The organism is Rhodoplanes sp. (assembly GCF_013377085.1).
GTDB lineage: Bacteria > Pseudomonadota > Alphaproteobacteria > Rhizobiales > Xanthobacteraceae > Rhodoplanes.
This window is the reverse complement of record NZ_JACAAX010000011.1, coordinates 113,531-133,604: the sequence shown is the minus strand read 5'-3', so window position 1 is coordinate 133,604 and position 20,074 is coordinate 113,531. Positions and strand designations below refer to the sequence as shown.

The window sequence follows — 20,074 nt, the reverse complement described above, 5'->3', positions numbered from 1 at the left end:
TGCGATATCGATGTCAACCAGGATCAGCCGCCATGCTCCGTAAAGTGCTGATCGCATTCGCCGCCGCGCTGGCGCTCGTCGTCGCGTCGCCGGCCTTCGCCGTGCAGCCCGACGAGATGTTGCCCGATCAGAAAATGGAGCAGCGGGCGCGCGATCTGTCGCAGCATCTGCGCTGCCTGGTCTGCCAGAACCAGTCGATCGACGATTCGGACGCCGGGCTGGCCAAGGACCTGCGCCTCCTGGTGCGCGAACGCCTGAAGCAGGGCGACAGCGACGGCCAGGTGATCGACTATCTGGTGGCGCGCTACGGCGAGTTCGTGCTGTTGAAGCCGCGCTTCACCTGGCACACCGCGATCCTGTGGATCGCGCCCGCGCTGGTGCTGCTCGCCGGTGCGATCGGGCTCCTGGCCGCGTTGCGCCGCCGCCGCGAGCTCGCGCCCGCCGCTACGGCGGCACCGCCGCTCACCGACGCGGAGCGCAAGAAGCTGGCGGAGCTGACCGGGCAGGGCGGCTGACGGCGCGGGCCGAGCGCGTCACGACACCTCGTGCACGAACACGTCCTTGAAGCGCGCGTGGGCGTTCTCGATGTGCGAGCGCATCGCGGCTGCGGCTGCGGCCGGATCCCTGCGGTGGAACGCCTCCAGAATCCTGGCATGCTCGACGACGGCGTCCTGCGTCACCCGGGCGTAGAACTGCAGGCGGAACAGGTGCAGGTGCACCCGCTGATGCGAGATCACGTCGTACAAAAGCTCGTTCTGGCTGGCCTTGGCGATCGCGGCGTGGAAGTGCGCGTCGTTCTGGGCGAAGGCGTTGTAGGTCGACTGGGGGTCTCCCGGCGCCGGCTCCGTCATCCGTTTCGTCAGGGCGACGATGTCGTCCAATTCGCCGGCCGACATCAGCTCCGCCGCCTTGGCGGCGGCCGCCGGCTCGAGCAGCAGACGCAGCTCGCACAGGTCGTCGAACTGCTTGCGACTCAGTTGCGGGGCGGCCCGGTAGCCGGACAGATGGACCTTGACGACCAGCCCCTGAATTTCGAGTTGACTGAGCGCCTCCCGGATCGGTGTCTGTGACACGCCGAGATCACGCGCAAGCTTGTCGACGCCGATCCGCTCGCCCGGCTTGATCTCGAGCGACATGAGCTGCTTGAGGAGAACGTCGTATACTTCGTTCCCCAGGCGGACAGGCTTCGCCAACTGCATTCGACTGTTCATTCCAATGACCGTTCCAGCCCGGCGCGCGAATCGCCCGCTATGGAGCCGGCAATGCCGGCGGTCCGTCAACATCGCGAGAGCGTCGCTTGACATTAGGGGATGAGGCGAGAATAGTCTGCTCACAAATCCGATATCAAATCGGATATGAAATCGGGGGAACTACAGATGCACTTCACTCGCCGTTCGGCGGTGGGGCTCGGAATCGCTGCCCTCGCCACCGCTCCCATGGGAATCGCCTTCGCCGCCGACGAAGGCATCAAGATCGGCATGACGGTCCCGATGACGGGCCCGGGTGCCGAGATCGGCCACCTCCAGACCGAAGGCGCCAAGATCGGCATCGACAAGATCAATGCCGCCGGCGGCGTGCTCGGCAAGAAGCTCGAGCTGATCGTCGAGGACGACCAGACCACCAATCCCGGCATCGTCCTCGCCTTCTCGCGCCTGGTGAACCGCGGCGACCTCGTCGCCATCCTGTCGTCGCTGCGCTCGACCCAGGTCAACGCGATCTCGGGCGACGCCAGGAAGGCCGGCCTTCCGGTGTTCTTCGGCGGCACCGATCCGACGCTGACGAACACCGGCAATCCGTGGTTCTTCCGTGCCCGCCCCAACGACGTCTTCTCGGCCAAGGTGATCGCCGATTTCGGCGTCAATCAACTGAAGAAGCAGAAATGGGCGCTGTTGCACTCGACCGACGCGTTCGGCACCAACGGTGTCAAGGCGCTGATCGAGCAGCTCAAGCCGCTCGGCGTGACGCCTGTGCTGGTGCAGGGCTTCAACAACGGCCAGGCCGATCTCACCCCCGTCGTGCTGGCGGTGCGCCAGTCGGGGGCCGACATCATCGCCACCTACACGCCGTTCGAGAACGACGTCGGCGTGCTGGCCCGTCAGCTCAAGCAGTTCGGCGTCCAGGCCACCTGGATCGGCTCCGCATCGGTCGCCTCGACCACGGCGATGCAGCTCGCCGGCCCCGCCCTCTATGGCACCTACGCGGTCGCCGACTTCAACGCCGAGGCCAACCCGCAGGCCAAGGCCTACTTCGCCGAGTTCTCCAAGAAGGTCGGCCGGGCGCCCGACTACAGCTCGGCCTGGGCCTACGACTCCATCCTGCTGATCGCCGAGGCGATCAAGCAGGCCGGCGGCACCGCCCCGGACAAGGTCCGCGCCGCACTGCTCGCCATCAAGGACTTCCAGGGCGCCGAGGGCGCCTACACGTTCGACCAGAACGGGGACGGGCTGCGCAGCTACAACGTCGTCAAGAACGACGGCGGCAAGATCGTCTTCGTGCGCCACATCGCCTTCGACAAGTAGACGACGACGACCCCCGGACTGCTGCAATCGTGTGCCGGCCCGCCATCCGCGGCGGGCCGGGAGACCTCACGCACTCATGCGTACAGGACCGGCGATGTCTATGCTCCCTCAGCTTCTGTTCACAGGGGTCAGCATCGGCAGCATCTACGCCTTGGTCGCCCTCGGCTTCGTGCTGCTGATCCGCTCCGCCAACATCGTCAATTTCGCCCAGGGCGAGTTCTCGATGATGGGCGCCTATTTCATGGTGATCCTGTTCGCCGGCCTCGGCCTGCCCTACGCCCTCGCGCTCGTCCTCGCGGTGGTGCTGATGACGGTGTTCGGCGTCGCCTTCGCCTGGATCACCTATTGGCCGCTGCGCGACCGCGGCCAGGTGCCGGTGATCATCTCGACGATCGGTGCCAGCATCCTGCTCGCGAATCTCATCCTGGCCACCTACGGGCCGAGCCCGCAGGTGCTGCCCGGACTGTTCGACGGCACCGGCTTCCTGGTCGGCAACGTGTTCATGGATTCCCAGTACCTGTCGATCATCGTCATCACGGTGGTGCTGGTCGCGCTGCAGTATCTGGTGTTCGAGAAGACGATGGTCGGCAAGAAGCTGCAGGCCACGTCGCAAGACCGGGAGATGGCCGCGCTGCTCGGCATCCCGGTCGTCGCCATGATCTTCGGCACCTTCGCCTACAGCGCCGCTCTCGGCGGGCTGGCCGGAATCCTGGTGGCGCCGATCCTCTACGTCTCGGTCGGCATCGGCGCGATGATCGGCGTGAAGGCGTTCGCCGCCAACATCATCGGCGGCTTCGGCTCGATCCCGGGTGCGATCTGCGGCGGCTTCATCATCGGCATCGTCGAGACGCTCGGCGCCGCCTACATCTCGGTGCCCTACAAGGACGCCTTCGCGTTCGTGATGCTGATCGTCGTCCTGCTGGTCCGTCCGCAGGGCCTGTTCGGCGAACGCATCGCCGAAAAAGCGTGAGGGGGCGATCATGCACACCGCGTCTTCCCGCAAGAACATCCTGATCGCCGGCGGCGTCGCCGCCCTGGCGGTGCTCGGTGCCGCCGTCGTGGCCCCGTCCGACGGCTACTATCTCAACATCATGATGCAGGCGGCGACCTACACGATCGCCGTCGCCGGCCTCGTCATCGTGCTCGGCTATTGCGGCCAGATCGCCCTGTGCCAGGCGGCCTTCCTCGGCATCGGCGCGTATTGCGTCGCGCTCGGCACGGTCGACTACGGGCTGCCCTTCTTCGTCGCGCTCGCCATCGGCGTGGTGGTGAGCGGAGTGACCGGCATCTTCCTCGGCTTCGCCACGCTGCGGCTGGGCGGCCACTATCTCGCGATGGTGACGATCGGGTTCCAGATGATCGTCACCATGGTGCTGACCAACTGGATCGGCTTCACCCACGGCCCGGACGGCATCCCCGGCATCCCGCGTCCGTCGCTCGGCCTCGTCGATCTCAAGGGCGGGTCGGTCTATCTCGGCCTCTGCCTCGTGGTCCTGGTGGCCGTGACGGTCTATGCGGCGCTGCTGAAGCAGAGCCGGCTCGGCCGCGCCATGCAGGCGGTCCGCGACAACGAAATCGCCGCCTCGACCTGCGGGATCAACATCTTCCGCACCAAGACGGTCGCCTTCGGCATCTGCGCGGCGCTCGGCGGGCTCGGCGGCGGGCTGTTCGCCGGCGCCTTCTCCTACATCAGCCCGGATCAGTTCACCTTCAACGAAGCGATCGTCCTGCTGACCATGGCCCTGCTGGGCGGCGTCGAATCGGCGATCGGCGCCGTGATCGGCACCATTCTGCTGGTCCTGCTGCCGGAGTGGCTGCGCTTCCTGCGCCAAGCCTATCTCGCGGTTTACGGCGGGGCCGTGATCGCCATCATGATCTTCATGCCGCGCGGCGTGTGGGGTCTGGTGGTCGGCCGCTTCGTCAAGAGCCGACCTTTGTCGGACGACGCCACCGCGCCGTTGCCGCTGCTGGCCCGGACCGGCGAGGTCTCCGACACGATCGTCCTCGATGTCACCGGTCTCGCCAAGCATTTCGGCGGGCTGAAGGCCGTCGACGGCGTCGACCTCGCGGTCCGCAAGGGCTCGGTCCACGCCCTGATCGGGCCGAACGGGTCCGGCAAGACCACGATGCTGAACGTGATCACCGGCCTCTATGTCGCCACCGCGGGCCGGGTGCGGCTCGGCGGTCGTGACATCACCGAACTGCCGCCGCACGACCGCAACCGGCTCGGCATGTGCCGGACCTACCAGAACATCCGGGTGTTCCGCGGCCTGACCGTGCTGGAGAACGTCGTCATCGGCGCCGAGCGCGCCGGCAACGACGTGTCCGGAACGGACGCGACCGTCGAGCGCGCCATCGCGGCGCTCGACTTCGTCGGTCTCCGGCAGGTGGCCCATCTGCCGGTCGGCGATCTGCCCTACGGTCACCAGCGCTATGTCGAGATCGCCCGCGCTCTCGCCGGCTCGCCGGAGATCCTGCTGCTCGACGAGCCGGCGGCGGGCCTCAATCTCACCGAGAAGGGCGAGATGGCGGCGCTGCTCAAGCGGCTGAAGGGCCACGGCACCACCATCGTCATCATCGATCACGACATGCGGTTGATCGAGAAGGTGGCCGATCACATCACCGTCCTCAACTTCGGGCGACGGATCGCGGACGGCGATCCGCGCTCCGTCTTCAAGCATCCGGAAGTCGTCGCGGCTTATCTCGGGGAGGCGCGCCATGAAGCTGCTTGAGGTGGAAGGGCTCACCGCCCGCTACAACGCCGGCGACGTGCTGAAGGGTCTCGACCTGACCGTGGACGACGGCGAGATCGTCGCATTGCTGGGCTCCAACGGGGCCGGCAAGACGACCACGCTGCGGGCGATCTGTGGCCTGGTGCCGCACGTGTCGGGATCGATCCGGTTCGCGGGCACGCAAATCCTCGGCATGAAGACGGCGGCGATCGCCAGGCTCGATCTCGCTCATGTGCCGGAGGGCCGGCGCCTGTTTCCCGGCCTCACGGTGCGCGACAACATCCTGCTCGGCTCCTCCAATCGCCCGGGCGTGGCGCGGGCCGATCTGAAGCGGGAGGTCGACGCCATGCTCGACTTCTTCCCCGACCTGAAACCTCTCCAGCACGCCTATGCGTGGACGCTGTCGGGCGGCCAGATGCAGATGGTCGCGGTGGCGCGCGGCCTGATGGCGAAGCCGAAGCTGCTGCTGCTCGACGAGCCGTCGCTGGGACTCGGCCCGCTGATCGTCCAGCAGGTGTTCCGGATCATCTCCCAGATCCGCGAGCGTGGCACCACCGTGCTGCTGGTCGAGCAGAACGCCAACATGGCGCTGTCGGTCGCCGATCGCGCCTATGTGCTCGAAGCCGGCACCTTGCTGGTGTCCGGCAAGCCCGACGCGCTGTGGAACAACGACCAGGTCCGCATGGCCTATCTCGGCGGCCTGGCCGCATCGGCATGAGTGGACGGCGAGGCCCCGACCAACTCGATCGGATAGAAGGAACGACCTGACATGATGAAGATCACCCTCGTCGGCTGCGGCCTGGTCGGCGGCTCGTGGAGCCTGGTGTTCGCCCGGGCCGGCTTCGACGTGACGCTCTACGATCCGTCGCAGGCATCGCTGGACGTCGCCTTGAGCTTTGCCAAGTCGTCCGCGCCGGGCCTGGCGAAGCAGGATCTGCTCGGCGGCCAGTCGCCGGAGGCCGTGCTGGCCCGGCTGAAGACGACGACGAACCTCGCCGACGCGGTGCGCGATGCCGACCACATCCAGGAGAGCGCGCCGGAGCGGCTGCCGATCAAGCAGGCCCTGTACAAGGAGATGGCGCCGCTGGCGAAGGCCGACGCCGTGATCGCCAGCTCCACCTCCGGCCTGCCGGCCTCGTCGTTCACGGCGGACATCCCCGGGCGCGAGCGGTGCGTAGTGGCGCATCCGATCAACCCGCCGCATCTGATCCCGCTGGTCGAGATCGTTCCGGCGCCGTGGACCGCGCCGAGCGTGATCGAGCGCACCGACGCCCTGATGCGCCAGATCGGCCAGGTCCCGATCCGGCTCGGCCGGGAGATCAACGGATTCATCGTCAACCGGCTGCAGGGCGCGATGCTCGGCGAAGCGTTCCGCCTGGTCGAGGACGGGATCTGCTCGGCCGCCGATCTCGACGCCGCCGTGACCGACGGGCTCGGCCTGCGCTGGTTCTTCATCGGCCCGTTCGAGACCATCGACCTCAACGCGCAGGGCGGCGTGCCCGACTATTGCCAGAAGCTCGGGCCGATGTATTACGACGTCGCCAAGGAGCAGGCGGATCCGCGGCGCTGGAGCGATGCGCTCGTCGCGAAGGTCGAGGCGGAGCGTCGCGCCAAGACGCCGACCGATCAGCTCGACGCCCGCAAGGCGTGGCGGGACCGCTGTCTCGCGGCGCTGGTCCGGGCCAAGCGCGCGGTCCTGAAGGAGAACGCCTGACGGCGGCGCGGTGCCGTCGCCGGGATTTTTGACGTCTTTACAGCAGAGAGCCACGGACATGCTGCTCGGAGTGGTCGCCGACGATTTCACCGGTGCGAGCGACATCGCCAACACCCTCGCCAAGGGGCTCGCGCCGGAGGGGGGACTGCGGACGGTCCAGTACCTCGGCATCCCGACCGCGCCGGCCGCGGCCGACATCGAGGCCGCCATCGTCTCGCTGAAGAGCCGCTCGATCCCGGCCGCCGAGGCGGTCGCCCAGTCGCTCGCGGCACTCGACTTCCTGCTGGCGAGCGGCTGCCGGCAGATCATCTTCAAGTACTGCTCGACCTTCGACTCGACGCCCGAGGGCAATATCGGCCCGGTCGGCGAGGCGCTCGCGCATCGCCTGGGCGTCAGGGGCGTGATTGCCTGCCCGGCCTTTCCGGACGCCGGGCGCAGCATCTACAAAGGCCATCTGTTCGTCCACGACCGGCTGTTGAACGAGTCGGGGATGCAGAACCATCCGCTCAACCCGATGACCGACGCCGATCTGCGCCGCTGGCTTCGCCGCCAGACGCAGGAGCCGGTCGGTCTGGTCGACTGGGGCACGGTCGCGCAAGGGGCGGCCGCGATCCGGGACGGGCTGGCGGCAGCCGCGGCGCGCGGTGACCGGCTGGTGGTCGTCGACGCCTTGACCAACGGCGATCTCCTGAGCATCGCCCAGGCCTGCGCCGAGGCGACGCTGATGACCGGCGGCTCCGGCATCGCGCTCGGGCTGCCGCGGAACTTCATCAAGGCCGGAGCAGCCGAGGGCGGCGCGCCCGCCGTCAAGGCGATCACCGGACCGGAAGCCCTGCTGGTCGGGAGCTGCTCGCAGGCGACCCTCGGGCAGATCGAGACGCACCGCCGATCGCACCCGGTTCTGGCGCTCGACGTCGACAAGGTGATGGCCGGCGAGACGACGCCGCAGCAGCTCGTGACCTTCATCTGCGAGAACCGCGGCCGGGCCCCGATGGTCTACTCGTCGGCGCGGCCCGAGCAGATCACGGACCTGCAGGTGCGCCATGGACGCGACGAGATCGCCGAAAGGCTCGCCGGCCTGTTCGGCGTCACCGCCAAGGCGGTGTTCGACGCCGGGGTGCGGCGCATCGTGGTCGGCGGCGGCGAGACCGCCGGCGCGGTCGTGTCGGCGCTGGGGGTGTCGTCCTTCCGCATCGGCCCGGAGATCGATCCGGGCGTGCCGGTGCTGGTGGCCGAAGACGTCGACGGCCTCGGCATGGCGCTCAAGTCCGGCAATTTCGGTGCGCCCGACTTTTTCGACAAGGCGCTGCGCATGCTCGCCGACGAGACGGCACGATAGGACAGGATGGGACGACGACCATGACCGACTCCGCCGCCCGGGACCTCCTGGTGCGCCTGTCGCGCTCGCTGTTCGAGCGCGGCTTCTCGGTCGGCTCGGCCGGCAATATCAGCGTCGCGGTTGACGACGGGATCCTGATCACGCCGACCAATTCGTGCCTCGGCTTCCTCGAGCCCGCCCGCATTTCCAAGCTCGACCGTGACTTCCGCCACGTGTCCGGCGACAAGCCGTCCAAGGAGGTCTTTCTGCATCGGGCCTTCTACGACACCCGTCCGGGGACGGGGGCCGTGGTCCACCTCCACTCGACCCATGCGACGGCACTGTCCTGCTTCGCCGATCTCGATCCCGACGACTGCGTCGCGCCGCTCACGCCCTATGTCGTGATGCGGGTCGGCCGGGTGAAGCTCGTGCCCTATATGCGGCCCGGCGATCCGCGCCTCGGCGACGCCGTGCGGGCGCTCGGCGGGGCCCATGCGGCCGTGCTGCTGGCCAATCACGGCCCGGTGGTGAGCGCGACGGATCTCCAGACCGCGGTCTACGCCGCCGAGGAGCTGGAGGAGACGGCGAAGCTGCTGGTGCTGCTCCAGGGTCGCCCCACCCGGCTGTTGACGCCGGCCCAGGTCGACGAGCTGACGGCGGCATTTCCGAAATAGGTCGTCCGGACGCCGTAGCTTCGGCGCCCTGTCACGGCGCCGTCGCGCGGCCGCCGGGGCCGCCATGCGCCGCGAGCCAGCCGAGGCCGTCCTCGGTGCGGCCGCGCGGCTTGTACTCGGCGCCGATCCAGCCGGCCCAGCCGAGCCGGTCGAAGGTGCGGCAGATCTCCGGGTAGGCGAGTTCGCCCTCGTCGGGCTCGGCCCGGCTCGGCACGGCGGCGATCTGCACGTGACCGACGAGATCGCGAAAGCGCTCGAACCGGCGGACGATGTCGCCGCCCATGATCTGGACGTGGTAGCAATCGAACATGATCTTGACGTTGCCCCGGCCGACCATCGCGATGACGGCGGCGGCCTGCTCGACCTGCCGCAGGAAATAGCCCGGCGCGTCGCGGTCGTTGAGAGGCTCGATCAGGATCGTCTTGGACACTGTGGCCGCCTTGTCGGCTGCAGCGGCGAGATTCGTCACGAAGGTCCGCTCGGTCGCCGCGTCGATCGGTGCCGCCCCGGCCATGCAGTGCACGGCGGTGCCGTCGAGCGCGACGGCATAGGACAGTGCGAGGTCGAAGGCGGCGGCGAACTCCGCCTCCCGGCCGGGAATCGCGGCGAGGCCATTGTCGCCGCGGGCGCGGTCGCCGACCGGCGTGTTGATTCCGAGCATGGCGACGCGGTTGCGGTCGAGAGCCTCCCGCAGCACGGCGGCCGGCACGTCATAGGGCCAGTGCATCTCGACGGCGGCGAAGCCGGCGGCCGCCGCGGCGTCGATGCGCTCGACATGGGGGCGATCGGCGAACAGAAAACCGAGATTGGCGGAGAAGCGGGACATCGCGCACCGTCGGGTGGAGGGTGAGGATCCGGCGCGGGCGACGCCCGTGCCGCGGCAGACGAAGCGTCCGTCAGGCTTCGGTCCGCCACCGCGGATGGTCGTAGGCCGCCTTGTTCACGACGTTCTCCCATCGCTGCCCGGCCAGCACGGCGAGCGTGCCGCGCGCCGCCATCACCACGCCGCGTGCGGTCGCCTCGCGGGTCTGGGCGGCGAGATGCGGGGTGACGACGACGTTCGGGAGGGCGAACAGCGGGTGGCCGGCCTTCATCGGCTCCTGCTGCAGCACGTCGAGCCCGGCGCCGGCGAGCCTGCCGTCACGCAGCGCCTCGAGCAGCGCGTCCTCGTCGACGAGGTCGCCGCGCGAGCAGTTGATCAGGAAGGCATCTGGCTTCATCAGGGCCAGCGTCTCCGACCTGATCAGACGCCTGGTGTCCGGCGTCGACGGAATGTGCAGCGTGACGACGTCGGAATCGCGCAGAAGATCCGTCACCTCGCCGTAATGGCGATGGCCGGCGGCTTCGATGTCCGCTCGCGCCACGAACGGGTCGTAGACCCCGACCGGCATGCCGCAGGCGGCGGCCAGCGCCGCGGTTTCGCGGCCGATATTGCCGAAGCCGACGACGCCGACCTTGCGCCCGAGCAACTCGACGGAGGCGTATTTTTCCCGGATCTCGAAATTGCCTTTGCGGGCCTCGACGTCGCTTTCGACGATGTTCTTGGCGACGGCGAAGACGAGGGCGATCGCGTGCTCGGCGACCGACCGGGAGTTGACCCGTGGGGCGATCACCACCGGGATCCCGAGCTCGGTCGCGGTCCCGACGTCGACATTGTCGACGCCGACTCCCGGCCGCGCGATCACCCTCAGTCGCGGACAGCGCAGCATCGCCTTGCGGTCGATCTTGCCGATCCGCAGGATGAAGCCGTCGGCCCGCTCGAGCTCTCCGATGATCTGGTCGCTGTCGCCGTTGCCGGTGACGACGACGTCGACCTTGCCGGCCAGCTCGGCCATGCCGTCCGGATAGAGCCGGTGCGAGAGCAGAACTCTTTGCATGCGGATCAACCCTCGGCCGAGCGGATCATCTCGAAGACCTCGTCGATCCGGGCGCTGATCGCCTTCTCCTCGTCGGCGCGAACCGGCTCGGTCGGCCGGATCGGCCGCTTGTCGAAGAAGCCGAGGCGGCTCAGGGCGAATTTGGTCGACGACGTCTGGCTCTTCGCCATGGGGTAGACCGTGCAGGCGCGGTCCACGATCTCGCCCCAGAGCTTCGTCTTCGCGATGTCGCCGGCCCGGCCGTGGTCGTAGAGCTTCACGTGCGGCAACGGGAACAGCGGCGCCAGCGACGGGATGTAGCCGTCCGCGCCGAGCAGCATGCTGGGCACGGCCAGGTTGGTCGCGCCCTGGTGCAAAATGAAGTCCGTCCCCTTGAAATGGGCGAGGCAGCGCATGAAGTCCGGAAGCAGACCGGATGTGTCCTTGTAGCCGACCACCTTGTCGATCTCGGCGATCTTGAAGATCGTGTCGGGCTTCAGGGTCTGTCCGGTGAACGGCGGGATGTTGTAGATCATCAGGTCGATGCTGGTGTGCCGCGCGATCTCCTCGAAGTGCCGCACGCTCTCGTCCTGCGTCGCGTGCCGGGCGTAGAACACCGGCGTGACCACCGCACAGGTGCCGCCCATCTGCTCGAGCCGCTTGGTGTTCTCGATCACCCGGCGGGTGGAGGAATCCATGGTGCCGGCCATCACCGGCACGCGGCCGGCCGCCTCGTCGATGGCGATTCCGATGGCGCGGTCGCGCTCCGCCTGGGTCAGCGCCAGGCACTCCCCGTTGGAGCCGGCGACGAAGATGCCGTGGAGTCCGTTGTCGATGCAGTGGGAGATCAGCTTTCGGAATCCGGCCTCGTCGACATTCTCGTCGGCGTCGACCGGGGTGACGACGGGCGGGATGACCCCGATGTACTTCTTGGACATTCTGCTGCTTCTTCGGTTTCAGGTGTTGCTGGAGCTGCTCAGGATTTCTTCCGGGCGGATGTTGTCGACCTGCCCGTAGATGCAGAGAGCGTCGATGAATCCGCCGTCGCCGTATTCGAAGACGTGCCATTCCATCTCGGCGAAGTGCAGAACAGTGCCTTCGGCCACCCTCACCGTCTCGGGAAGGTCGGTCTTGGACGGCCCCTTCCGGATCCACCCGTCCTTGGCGTCGATGATGTAGACGGTCTCTTCGGCGTGCTGGTGCGGCTCCATCGGGCCGCTCTCGGCGGAATAGCGGCAGAAGGCGATCGTCATCTTGGTGCTCTCGCTGGCGGAGCCCTTTCCGATCGCCTTCTGCAGGACGCGCCCGACCAGCGGCTCTTTCGGAATCTCTCGTCGTTGCAGCACTCTCATCGTCGTCTCTCCTGATCAGGCCATCCGCCGGTTCGGTGTGGTGGGTGTCGAGCGGGGGCGGTTCGGGTGCGCCGACCGCCGTCGTTCCGACGCCGAGACGGTCGGTCGTCGAACGCGACCGGGTCGCGCGTCGGGCGCGCCGACTCGATCCGATTGAAACGGCGGAGAATTATGGTTACCATTACACTGTGCGACGCGACGCGCACACCGGCCGCCGGGTTCGGAGCCGCGCGCACCCCCGGAGGGCACGAATGACGGCAATCGACATGGCTCGGTCGAGCCTCGCGGATCATGTGACGCGAGCCTTGACGGAGACCATCACCAGCGGCGCGCTCGCACCCGGCGACAAGCTGCCGACCGGACAGCAGCTCGCCGCACAGTATGGCGTGAGCCTCACCGTCATTCGCGAAGCGATTTCGAGCCTGCGCGCGGAAGGTCTGATCGAATCGCGCCAGGGTTCGGGCGTGTTCGTCGCCCAGGCGGGCGTGCGCCAACCCTTCCGGATCCCGACCAGCCCGCACCGCAAGTCCGAGGCGGCGCGGCGGATTTTCGAGTTGCGGGTCGGCGTGGAGGTGACGGCGGCAGGACTCGCGGCCGCCCGGCGAAACAAGAAGCAGCTTCGTGGTCTGGCTGCCGCCCACGAAGCCATGACGCAGGCGATGGTGCGGGGCGAGCCCGCGGTCGATCAGGATCTCTCCTTCCATCGCGCCATCGCCGAGGCGACCGGCAACGAGCTGTTCACCAGCTTCATCAGTTTTCTCGGCCACCACATTCGCGAAAGCATTCTCACCTCGCGGGGCGTCGGCCAGAACCGGGAGGCCGAGCAGGTCGTCGCCGAGCACGAGGCGATCCTCGATGCGATCGCGGCCGCCGATGCCGAGCGGGCGAGCGAGGCGATGCGGCGTCATATGGACAACTGCCTGCTGCGTTGCGAGTACTGATCGACGCGGCATCGGAGCGCCTTGCGGCATGGCCGTGCGATCGCTGTCTCGGCGTTCATGGCGGCTTGACGCCGGCTTTTTCGATCACCCGGCGCCACAGCACGATCTCGTCGGCGATTCGTTTGGCCGAGACATCCGGTGTCGCGGACACGGCGACCGAGCCGAGTTCGGCCATCTTCCTCACCGTCTCGGGCCGCTTCATGAACGCCTGGATTTCCGTGGCCAGCGTGTCGACGATCGGTTTCGGCGTGCCGGTCGGCACGACGACCACGTGCCACGCATTCGCCTGGTATCCGTGGACGGTCTCGGCGATCATCGGCAGCTTGGGATCGAACGGGGCGGGCTCCAGCGTCGCCACCCCGAGCAGAACGATGCCGCCGGACTGCGCCGTCGACAACACCAGGGGGCCATTGTCGAAGGCGACGTCGATCTGGCCGCCGATCAGGTCGGTGATCATCGGGCTCGACCCCTTGTAGGGGACGTGAATCATCTTGGTTCCGGTCATCTGCTGGAACAACTCGCCCGCGAGATGCTGCGATGAACCGACGCCGGCCGAGCCGTAGGTGACTGTGCCGGGGTTCGCCTTCAGAAGGGCGATGAAGTCGCCGATCGAGCGGGCCGCGACGCGGTTCGGGTTGATCGCGAGGACGTTCGGCACCTCGCTGACCTGGCTCACCGCCGCGAGGTTCCTCACGTCGTAGGGCAGCTTGCCGGCGAACAGCGACGGCGCGATGGCGAGGCCGCCGGTGCCGCCGATCCCGACCGTGTATCCGTCGGGCTCTGCCCGGCTGATGTTGCCGAGGCCCATGGCGCCGCCCGCGCCACCGATGTTCTCGATGATGAACGGCTGTCCGAGCTTGTTCTGCAGATGCTGCCCGATCATGCGCGCGAAGACGTCGGCGGCGCCGCCGGCCGCGAACGGCACGATCATCCTCACGGGACGGGTCGGATAGGCGGGTTGGGTCGCGGCAGGGACGATCAGAGCGGCGGACAGGACGGCAGCCGCCAGCAGGCTCTTCAGTTCCATCGTGGTCCTCCTCCTCGACGATTGGTCGAGGCGATCGCGTGATCTCTTCTGATCCGATGTGTCGGCGGAGCGGGCGGGCGAGCGGCCGGCCCGGCCCGCCTGCTCTGGCGCGCCGGCAATCGAGTGTCGGTGAGCCGGCGCGATGCCGGACACACGACGCTGAACCGTGGGGAACAGGAGGGGCCCACTGCGATGACGAGGCGCGCGTCCATCCGGGAAAGCCAATTCCTCGCGCCGCGCGAAACGACCCTCGCGGGCCCGCAAGGCGACGATCTCGATCTCAAGTCTTATGATAACCATAAAACATTATCGAGCGCAAGCGGGCCGGGCGCGCAGGCCCGTAGGCGGGCCGCCCGAGGGCGTGCCGGCGAGGCAAAATGCGCGCGCTCCCCAGCCGTCCGGCCGACGTCAGGCCGGCCCGGTCGGGGCGGTGTCGAGGAGACTGGTCGGACGGTTGCGGCAGGCGATCGGCGCCCGCGGGAGTGAAGGCGCGGACGACGAAGGAAACTCAGGGCTTCAACGGCAATGCCGACTCACAGCCACCCGGCCCGGCGAAACCACCAGAACAGTCCGCTGCAGATGGCGAGAATGCCGCCGACCACCGCGTAGTAGCCGAACTCCCATTCGAGCTCCGGCATGTGCTTGAAGTTCATGCCGTAGATGCCGGCGATCGCGGTCGGCACCGCCAGGATGGCGGCCCACGCCGCGAGGCGGCGGGTGATCACGGTCTGCTGCATCTGTCCGACCATCAAGCCGGCCTCGAATGCGAAGGCCAAGACCTCGCGCAGCGTGTCGATCTCCGACTGGACGCGGCGGATGTGATCGGTGACGTCGCGGAACAGCGGCTGCAGGTCGGGGTCGATGGCGGTCAGCTTGGAATGCTCGAGCCGCTGGCAGACGTCGACCAGCGGGCCGGCGGTGTTGCGCAGCCGCAGCAGGTCGCGCCGCAACATGTAGAGGCGATTGATCGAGGAGGCGTCCAGGCTCTCCTCCAGCACCCGGTCCTCGATGCCCTCGACCTCGTCCGTGATGGTCTCCAGCACGGGCGCGTAATTGTCGACGATGAAGTCGAGCACCGCATAGAGGATGTAGTCCTCGCCCTGGATCATCATCTCGGGCGCGGCCTCGCAGCGATGGCGCACCTGGGCATAGGAATTCGACGCCCCGTGCCGCACGCTCACCACATAGCCGCGGCCGACGAACAGATGAGTCTCGCCGAAGGCGATGCGACCGTCGACCATCTGGGCCGTGCGGGCGACCACGAACAGCGTGTCGCCGTACTGCTCGAGCTTGGGCTGCTGATGGGCCTTCTCGGCGTCCTCGATGGCGAGCGGGTGGAGCTTGAACTGGCGCTGCACGCGGGCCAGCAGGTCGTGCTTGGGCTCGTAGAGGCCGATCCAGACGACGTGGCCGGGGCGCTCGGCCCAGGCGCCTGCGTCGTCGACGGCGATGTCGGTGAGGCGCCGGCCCTCGCGATAGACCACGGCGTTGACGACGCCGGACTCGTGCAGCAGCGGCACCGGGGCGCCCGGTCCGCCCGGCGTGAGCGCCGCGAGCACCTCGCGCCGAATCGGGGATTCCTGGGGATCGGTCATCTGTCGGTCATCTGTCGGTCTCGGCCGGACCGCGGGCGAATCCGCGGGGCGGCGATGAGCGAAAAGTCGAGCGTCGATTTAACCTGCGCGCCCCGGCCCGCCAAGCGGCGCTGCCGGGTCGGCCGTCGAAGAGGCGACTAAGTCGCTGTCATAAAAGGACTATCTCCTGAAAGCCAACCTTACCAAGGTTTAATCCCGCGGTCAGGACACGGTAATCCTCGGGTCGCCATCTTCCGGCTCACGGTGATGCGGTTCGCGCCGCCGACACGACCACGATGGAGCCTTTGATGATCGAGAAAGACACCCTGAAGCAGAAGGCGCGCGGTATCGTCTCGGCGCGGCGTCTCGTCCTGATGGCGACCGTCGGCGCACTCGGTGCCGGCGTGCTGTTCGTCCATCCCGATTTCGGCCCGGGCGGCAATCGCTCGTCCCTGCTGACGCCCGCCTATGCCCAGAACCTGCAGCGCCCCGCCGGCTTCGCCGACATCGTCGAGAAGGTGAAGCCCGCCGTGATCTCGGTGAAGGTCCAGGTCAGCGACAACACCCCGCGCATCGGCACCCGCAACGACGAGGAGTCGTTCGGTCAGGGCTCGCCCTTCGAGTTCTTCTTCCGCCGCTTCGGCCAGGGCCAGGGCCAGGACGGCATGCCCGACCAGCAGCGCCAGCGCCGCCGTCAGTTCAGCACCGGCCAGGGCTCGGGATTCTTCATCACGCCGGACGGCTTCGCGGTCACCAACAATCACGTGGTCGACAAGGCCGACAGCGTCCAGGTCACCACCGACGACGGCAAGACCTACACGGCCAAGGTGATCGGCACCGATCCGCGCACCGACCTCGCCCTCATCAAGGTCGACGGCCGCACCGACTTCCCGGCCGTGGCGCTCGCCGACAAGGCGCCGCGCATCGGCGACTGGGTGCTGGCGGTCGGCAATCCGTTCGGCCTCGGCGGCTCCGTCACGGCCGGCATCGTCTCGGCGCGCGGCCGCGACATCGGCGCCGGGCCCTATGACGACTTCATCCAGATCGACGCCCCGGTGAACCGCGGCAATTCCGGCGGCCCGAGCTTCGACGTCGACGGCAACGTGATCGGCGTCAACACGGCGATCTTCTCGCCGTCGGGCGGCTCGGTCGGCATCGCCTTCGCGATCCCGTCCGAGACGGTGCGCTCGGTGGTCGCCCAGCTCAAGGACAAGGGGCAGGTCACTCGCGGCTGGATCGGCGTGCAGATCCAGCCCGTCAACGCCGAGATCGCCGACAGCCTCGGCCTGAAGACCGATCAGGGCGCGCTGGTCGCCGAGCCGCAGAGCGGCAGCCCGGCCGCCAAGGCCGGCATAAAGGCGGGTGACGTCATCACGGCCGTCAACGGCGAGCCCGTGAAGGACGCCCGCACGCTCGCCCGCACCATCGGCACGATGGCGCCCGGCGCCACTGTGAAGCTCGAGGTCTTCCGCAACGGCAAGACCGATACGCTCACCATGACGCTCGGCGAGCTGCCCAAGGAGATGGTCGCCAAGGCCGGCACCGACACCGAGCGCGGCGGCCGCGGCGGCGCCGACATGAAGGTGCCGCGCCTCGGCCTGACGCTGGCCCCGGCCGGTGCGGTCGCCGGCGGCGGCAGCGAGGGCGTGGTCGTCACCCAGGTCGATCCCGACGGTGCCGCCGGCGATCGGCTGAAGACCGGCGACGTCATTCTCGATGTCGGCGGCGCCACCGTCGGTTCCCCGGCCGACGTCCGCAAGGCGCTCGCCGATGCCCAGTCGGGCGGCAAGAAGACCGTCCTGATGCGCGTCAAGTCCGGCCAGAACACCCGCTTCGTCGCGGTGCCGCTCGGCAAGGGCTGACCGCCACCTCGGGGCTGCCTCGGCACCCGTCGCCCCCGCCCAGCAGCCTCGGAGAGGGACGGGCCCCATGCCCGTCCTTCGCTCCATCGAACGGGCGGTTCCGGCATATCCTCGCCCCGCCGGGTCCGTCGTTGGAGGGGACGGTGGTCCGCCGTCGTCCCCTCTTTCACATGCGGCCCCGGCGCAATCCGGCCGCGATGCGATCCCGATCCCCGGTGCGGTTGTGTTCGCCGGGCCGGGCCGCTACTTCTCCGGACGGAGGCGGGCCATGTCGCCCATGCTGCGAATGCCGTCGGCCGAGGCGCCAACCGTCGAGGGGCGCGCCGCTCCCGACGGGAAGGTCCTCACCATGCGCCTGTTGGTCATCGAAGACGATCGCGACGCCGCCGACTACCTGGTCAAGGCGCTGCGTGAGGTCGGCCATGTCGCCGATCACGCCGCCGACGGCGAGGAGGGGCTCGGCCTGGCGCTGGCTGAGTCCTACGACGTGCTGATCGTCGACCGCATGCTGCCCAAGCGCGACGGCCTGTCGGTGATCGGTGCGCTGCGCGCCAAGGGCATCACGGTGCCGGCCCTGATCCTGTCGGCGCTCGGCGCCGTCGACGACCGCGTCAAGGGTCTTCGTGCCGGCGGCGACGACTATCTGGCAAAACCCTATTCGTTTGCCGAGCTCCTGGCCCGCATCGAGGTCCTGGCGCGCCGCCACGGCGGCCGCGAGGAGACCGCCTACCGGGTCGGCGATCTCGAGCTCGACCGGCTGTCGCACCGGGTGGTGCGCGGCAAGGAGGAGATCGTGCTGCAGCCGCGCGAGTTCCGCCTGCTCGAATACCTGATGAAGCATGCCGGGCAGGTGGTGACGCGGACCATGCTGCTGGAGAACGTGTGGGATTATCACTTCGATCCGCAGACCAACGTGATCGACGTCCATGTCTCACGGTTGCGGTCCAAGATCGACAAGGGGTTCGCGCAGCCGCTCCTGCATACGGTGCGCGGGGCGGGGTACATGATCCGTGACGGCGCTCGTTAAGCTCCTGCAGACGACGGCGTTCCGTCTCACCCTGGTCTACCTCCTGGTGGTGGCGCTGTTCGCCGCCTTTCTGCTCGCCTATTTCGCCCTCAACACGCGGCGGCTGATGAACGAGCAGATCGCCCGCACGGTCGACAGCGAGATCACCGAGCTCACCGGCCAGTACGAGTCGGCCGGGTTGCGCCGGCTGGTCTACATCGTCGAGAGCCGCGCCAATCAGCCGGGGTCGAGCCTCTATCTGGTGACCACGCCGAACGGCGCCGGGGTCGCCGGCAACGTCGCCTCGCTGGAGCCCGGCATCATCGAGCGGTCCGGCTGGGTCGAGACCACCTATCGCCGACTGGAGGAGCCGGACGCCGACGAGCACACGGCGCTGGTGCGGGTGACCGCGCTGCCGGGCGGTTTCCGCCTGCTGGTCGGCCGTGACCTCGCCGAGCGCGAGCATCTCTTCCGCATAGTCGCGACGGCAGGGCGCTGGTCGGTCGCCATCGTGGTGGTGCTCGGCATCGCCGGCGGCGTGTTCGTCAGCCGGCGGGTGCTGCGGCGCATCGACGCCATGACCGACAAGGCGCGCGTCATCATGGCGGGCGACCTCGGCGGCCGGCTGCCGGTCGGCGGATCCGGCGACGAGCTCGACCGCCTCGCCTCGAGCCTCAACACCATGCTGGAGCGCATCGAGACGCTGCTGCGCGGCCTCAAGGAGGTCACCGACAATGTCGCCCACGACCTCAAGACGCCGCTGACCCGGCTGCGCAACCGCAGCGAGGCGGCGTTGCGCCACGGCGGGAGCGAGGCGGATTACAGGCAGGCGCTCGAAGCCACCCTCGAGGAGTCGGACGGGCTGATCCGCACCTTCGACGCCCTGCTGATGATCGCCCGGGCCGAATCGGGCGAGCCGCGCGCCGACATGACGGTGTTCGATGCCGCCGAGATCGCCCGCGATGTCGGCGAGCTCTACGAGCCGCTGGCCGAGGAGAAGGGGCTCGCTCTGCGGGTCGAGGCGGCGCAGCCCGCGCCCATCAAGGCCAATCGCGAGCTGATCGGCCAGGCGCTCGCCAACCTGATCGACAATGCCATCAAATACGCGGCCGAGACGGTCGTGCCGGCGGCCTCGCTGATCCCGGCCGAGGCCGGTGCCGGTGCCCCGGTGCTGCCCGATCCGCCGCCGATGTTCCCGGCCCGCCCGTCGGCCGACGTGGTGATGACGGCCGCGACTGTGGGCGACCGGGTCGAGATCGCGGTCGCCGACCGCGGACCCGGCATCGCCGCGGCCGACCGCAGCCGGGTGCTGGACCGATTCGTCCGGCTGGAGCAGAGCCGCTCGCAGCCCGGCTCCGGGCTCGGATTGAGCCTTGCATCCGCGATCGCGCGGCTCCATGGAGGGGAATTACGGCTCGAAGACAATGCGCCGGGTCTTCGGGTCATCCTGTCCCTTCCTCGTGCGGCGCCCGCCTGAAGGTTCTTTCGTGGCTCACCAA

The 20,074-nt window shown here is 68.4% G+C and carries 19 protein-coding genes; 12 read left to right on the top strand and 7 right to left on the bottom strand.

The window, feature by feature from the left end:
- The first annotated feature begins 32 nt into the window (after positions 1-32).
- Positions 33-515, top strand: coding sequence for a cytochrome c-type biogenesis protein (locus HXX10_RS10660; RefSeq protein ID WP_296522163.1), 483 nt, complete (start codon positions 33-35; stop codon positions 513-515).
- 18 nt (positions 516-533) lie between these two features.
- Here HXX10_RS10660 and HXX10_RS10655 read toward each other — a convergent pair whose 3' ends face one another.
- A complete protein-coding gene (locus HXX10_RS10655) occupies positions 534-1,199 on the bottom strand; it encodes a GntR family transcriptional regulator (RefSeq protein ID WP_296522162.1) in 666 nt (221 codons plus the stop codon).
- 177 nt (positions 1,200-1,376) lie between these two features.
- Here HXX10_RS10655 and HXX10_RS10650 point away from each other — a divergent pair, with 177 nt between their 5' ends.
- From HXX10_RS10650 to otnC, 7 genes are all read left to right on the top strand, one after another.
- On the top strand, positions 1,377-2,519 hold the full coding sequence (locus HXX10_RS10650; RefSeq protein ID WP_296522161.1) for an ABC transporter substrate-binding protein: 1,143 nt from the start codon (positions 1,377-1,379) through the stop codon (positions 2,517-2,519).
- A 94-nt stretch (positions 2,520-2,613) separates the two neighbouring features.
- On the top strand, positions 2,614-3,489 hold the full coding sequence (locus tag HXX10_RS10645) for a branched-chain amino acid ABC transporter permease (protein ID WP_296522160.1): 876 nt from the start codon (positions 2,614-2,616) through the stop codon (positions 3,487-3,489).
- A gap of 10 nt (positions 3,490-3,499) precedes the next feature.
- Entirely contained in the window at positions 3,500-5,251 is a 1,752-nt protein-coding gene (locus tag HXX10_RS10640) for a branched-chain amino acid ABC transporter ATP-binding protein/permease (RefSeq protein WP_296522159.1), read from the top strand.
- The gene (locus HXX10_RS10635) at positions 5,238-5,969 is read left to right on the top strand and encodes an ABC transporter ATP-binding protein (protein ID WP_296522158.1); all 732 of its coding nucleotides are present in this window, start codon (positions 5,238-5,240) and stop codon (positions 5,967-5,969) included. The genes HXX10_RS10640 and HXX10_RS10635 overlap by 14 nt, the downstream gene beginning before the upstream one ends.
- Positions 5,970-6,020: 51 nt before the next feature.
- Positions 6,021-6,965 carry a 3-hydroxyacyl-CoA dehydrogenase gene (locus HXX10_RS10630; RefSeq protein ID WP_296522157.1) on the top strand — a complete coding sequence of 315 codons (945 nt, stop codon included), beginning with the start codon at positions 6,021-6,023 and terminating at the stop codon, positions 6,963-6,965.
- Positions 6,966-7,023: 58 nt separating this feature from the next.
- On the top strand, positions 7,024-8,304 hold the full coding sequence (otnK, locus tag HXX10_RS10625) for a 3-oxo-tetronate kinase (RefSeq protein ID WP_296522156.1): 1,281 nt from the start codon (positions 7,024-7,026) through the stop codon (positions 8,302-8,304).
- 20 nt (positions 8,305-8,324) lie between these two features.
- Entirely contained in the window at positions 8,325-8,957 is a 633-nt protein-coding gene (gene otnC / locus HXX10_RS10620) for a 3-oxo-tetronate 4-phosphate decarboxylase (RefSeq protein WP_296522155.1), read from the top strand.
- Positions 8,958-8,988: 31 nt separating this feature from the next.
- Here the strand turns inward: otnC and HXX10_RS10615 are convergent, their stop codons facing one another.
- The 4 genes from HXX10_RS10615 to HXX10_RS10600 form a co-directional block, all read right to left on the bottom strand.
- On the bottom strand, positions 8,989-9,783 hold the full coding sequence (locus HXX10_RS10615; protein WP_296522154.1) for a TIM barrel protein: 795 nt from the start codon (positions 9,781-9,783) through the stop codon (positions 8,989-8,991).
- Positions 9,784-9,853: 70 nt separating this feature from the next.
- Positions 9,854-10,834, bottom strand: coding sequence for a hydroxyacid dehydrogenase (locus HXX10_RS10610; RefSeq protein ID WP_296522153.1), 981 nt, complete (start codon positions 10,832-10,834; stop codon positions 9,854-9,856).
- A gap of 5 nt (positions 10,835-10,839) precedes the next feature.
- Positions 10,840-11,751, bottom strand: coding sequence for a dihydrodipicolinate synthase family protein (locus HXX10_RS10605; protein ID WP_296522152.1), 912 nt, complete (start codon positions 11,749-11,751; stop codon positions 10,840-10,842).
- An 18-nt stretch (positions 11,752-11,769) separates the two neighbouring features.
- Positions 11,770-12,165 (bottom strand): hypothetical protein, encoded by a 396-nt coding sequence (locus HXX10_RS10600; RefSeq protein WP_296522151.1) that lies wholly within the window; start codon positions 12,163-12,165, stop codon positions 11,770-11,772.
- A 44-nt stretch (positions 12,166-12,209) separates the two neighbouring features.
- On the opposite strand from HXX10_RS10600, the gene HXX10_RS10595 reads away from it, so the two are divergent.
- Positions 12,210-13,106 (top strand): FadR/GntR family transcriptional regulator, encoded by an 897-nt coding sequence (locus tag HXX10_RS10595; protein WP_296522150.1) that lies wholly within the window; start codon positions 12,210-12,212, stop codon positions 13,104-13,106.
- A 55-nt stretch (positions 13,107-13,161) separates the two neighbouring features.
- Here the strand turns inward: HXX10_RS10595 and HXX10_RS10590 are convergent, their stop codons facing one another.
- Positions 13,162-14,133 carry a tripartite tricarboxylate transporter substrate binding protein gene (locus HXX10_RS10590; protein ID WP_296522149.1) on the bottom strand — a complete coding sequence of 324 codons (972 nt, stop codon included), beginning with the start codon at positions 14,131-14,133 and terminating at the stop codon, positions 13,162-13,164.
- A 533-nt stretch (positions 14,134-14,666) separates the two neighbouring features.
- On the bottom strand, positions 14,667-15,728 hold the full coding sequence (gene corA, locus HXX10_RS10585) for a magnesium/cobalt transporter CorA (RefSeq protein ID WP_296522148.1): 1,062 nt from the start codon (positions 15,726-15,728) through the stop codon (positions 14,667-14,669).
- A 287-nt stretch (positions 15,729-16,015) separates the two neighbouring features.
- Between corA and HXX10_RS10580 the strand changes: the two genes are divergently transcribed.
- The 3 genes from HXX10_RS10580 to HXX10_RS10570 all read left to right on the top strand — a co-directional run bounded on the left by HXX10_RS10580 (position 16,016) and on the right by HXX10_RS10570 (position 20,052).
- Positions 16,016-17,569, top strand: a complete 1,554-nt coding sequence (locus HXX10_RS10580) for a Do family serine endopeptidase (RefSeq protein ID WP_296522147.1) — start codon at positions 16,016-16,018, stop codon at positions 17,567-17,569.
- 349 nt (positions 17,570-17,918) lie between these two features.
- Complete coding sequence (locus HXX10_RS10575) at positions 17,919-18,596, top strand: response regulator transcription factor (RefSeq protein ID WP_296522177.1); 678 nt, start codon at positions 17,919-17,921, stop codon at positions 18,594-18,596.
- On the top strand, positions 18,580-20,052 hold the full coding sequence (locus HXX10_RS10570) for an ATP-binding protein (RefSeq protein ID WP_296522146.1): 1,473 nt from the start codon (positions 18,580-18,582) through the stop codon (positions 20,050-20,052). The genes HXX10_RS10575 and HXX10_RS10570 overlap by 17 nt, the downstream gene beginning before the upstream one ends.
- Positions 20,053-20,074: the final 22 nt, after the last annotated feature.

Coding starts and splice junctions, on each gene's coding strand:
- HXX10_RS10660 (WP_296522163.1), top strand. CDS start 33: ATGCTCCGTAAAGTGCTGATCGCATTCGCCGCCGCGCTGGCGCTCGTC.
- HXX10_RS10655 (WP_296522162.1), bottom strand. CDS start 1,199: ATGCAGTTGGCGAAGCCTGTCCGCCTGGGGAACGAAGTATACGACGTT.
- HXX10_RS10650 (WP_296522161.1), top strand. CDS start 1,377: ATGCACTTCACTCGCCGTTCGGCGGTGGGGCTCGGAATCGCTGCCCTC.
- HXX10_RS10645 (WP_296522160.1), top strand. CDS start 2,614: ATGTCTATGCTCCCTCAGCTTCTGTTCACAGGGGTCAGCATCGGCAGC.
- HXX10_RS10640 (WP_296522159.1), top strand. CDS start 3,500: ATGCACACCGCGTCTTCCCGCAAGAACATCCTGATCGCCGGCGGCGTC.
- HXX10_RS10635 (WP_296522158.1), top strand. CDS start 5,238: ATGAAGCTGCTTGAGGTGGAAGGGCTCACCGCCCGCTACAACGCCGGC.
- HXX10_RS10630 (WP_296522157.1), top strand. CDS start 6,021: ATGATGAAGATCACCCTCGTCGGCTGCGGCCTGGTCGGCGGCTCGTGG.
- otnK (WP_296522156.1), top strand. CDS start 7,024: ATGCTGCTCGGAGTGGTCGCCGACGATTTCACCGGTGCGAGCGACATC.
- otnC (WP_296522155.1), top strand. CDS start 8,325: ATGACCGACTCCGCCGCCCGGGACCTCCTGGTGCGCCTGTCGCGCTCG.
- HXX10_RS10615 (WP_296522154.1), bottom strand. CDS start 9,783: ATGTCCCGCTTCTCCGCCAATCTCGGTTTTCTGTTCGCCGATCGCCCC.
- HXX10_RS10610 (WP_296522153.1), bottom strand. CDS start 10,834: ATGCAAAGAGTTCTGCTCTCGCACCGGCTCTATCCGGACGGCATGGCC.
- HXX10_RS10605 (WP_296522152.1), bottom strand. CDS start 11,751: ATGTCCAAGAAGTACATCGGGGTCATCCCGCCCGTCGTCACCCCGGTC.
- HXX10_RS10600 (WP_296522151.1), bottom strand. CDS start 12,165: ATGAGAGTGCTGCAACGACGAGAGATTCCGAAAGAGCCGCTGGTCGGG.
- HXX10_RS10590 (WP_296522149.1), bottom strand. CDS start 14,133: ATGGAACTGAAGAGCCTGCTGGCGGCTGCCGTCCTGTCCGCCGCTCTG.
- corA (WP_296522148.1), bottom strand. CDS start 15,728: ATGACCGATCCCCAGGAATCCCCGATTCGGCGCGAGGTGCTCGCGGCG.
- HXX10_RS10580 (WP_296522147.1), top strand. CDS start 16,016: ATGATCGAGAAAGACACCCTGAAGCAGAAGGCGCGCGGTATCGTCTCG.
- HXX10_RS10575 (WP_296522177.1), top strand. CDS start 17,919: ATGCGCCTGTTGGTCATCGAAGACGATCGCGACGCCGCCGACTACCTG.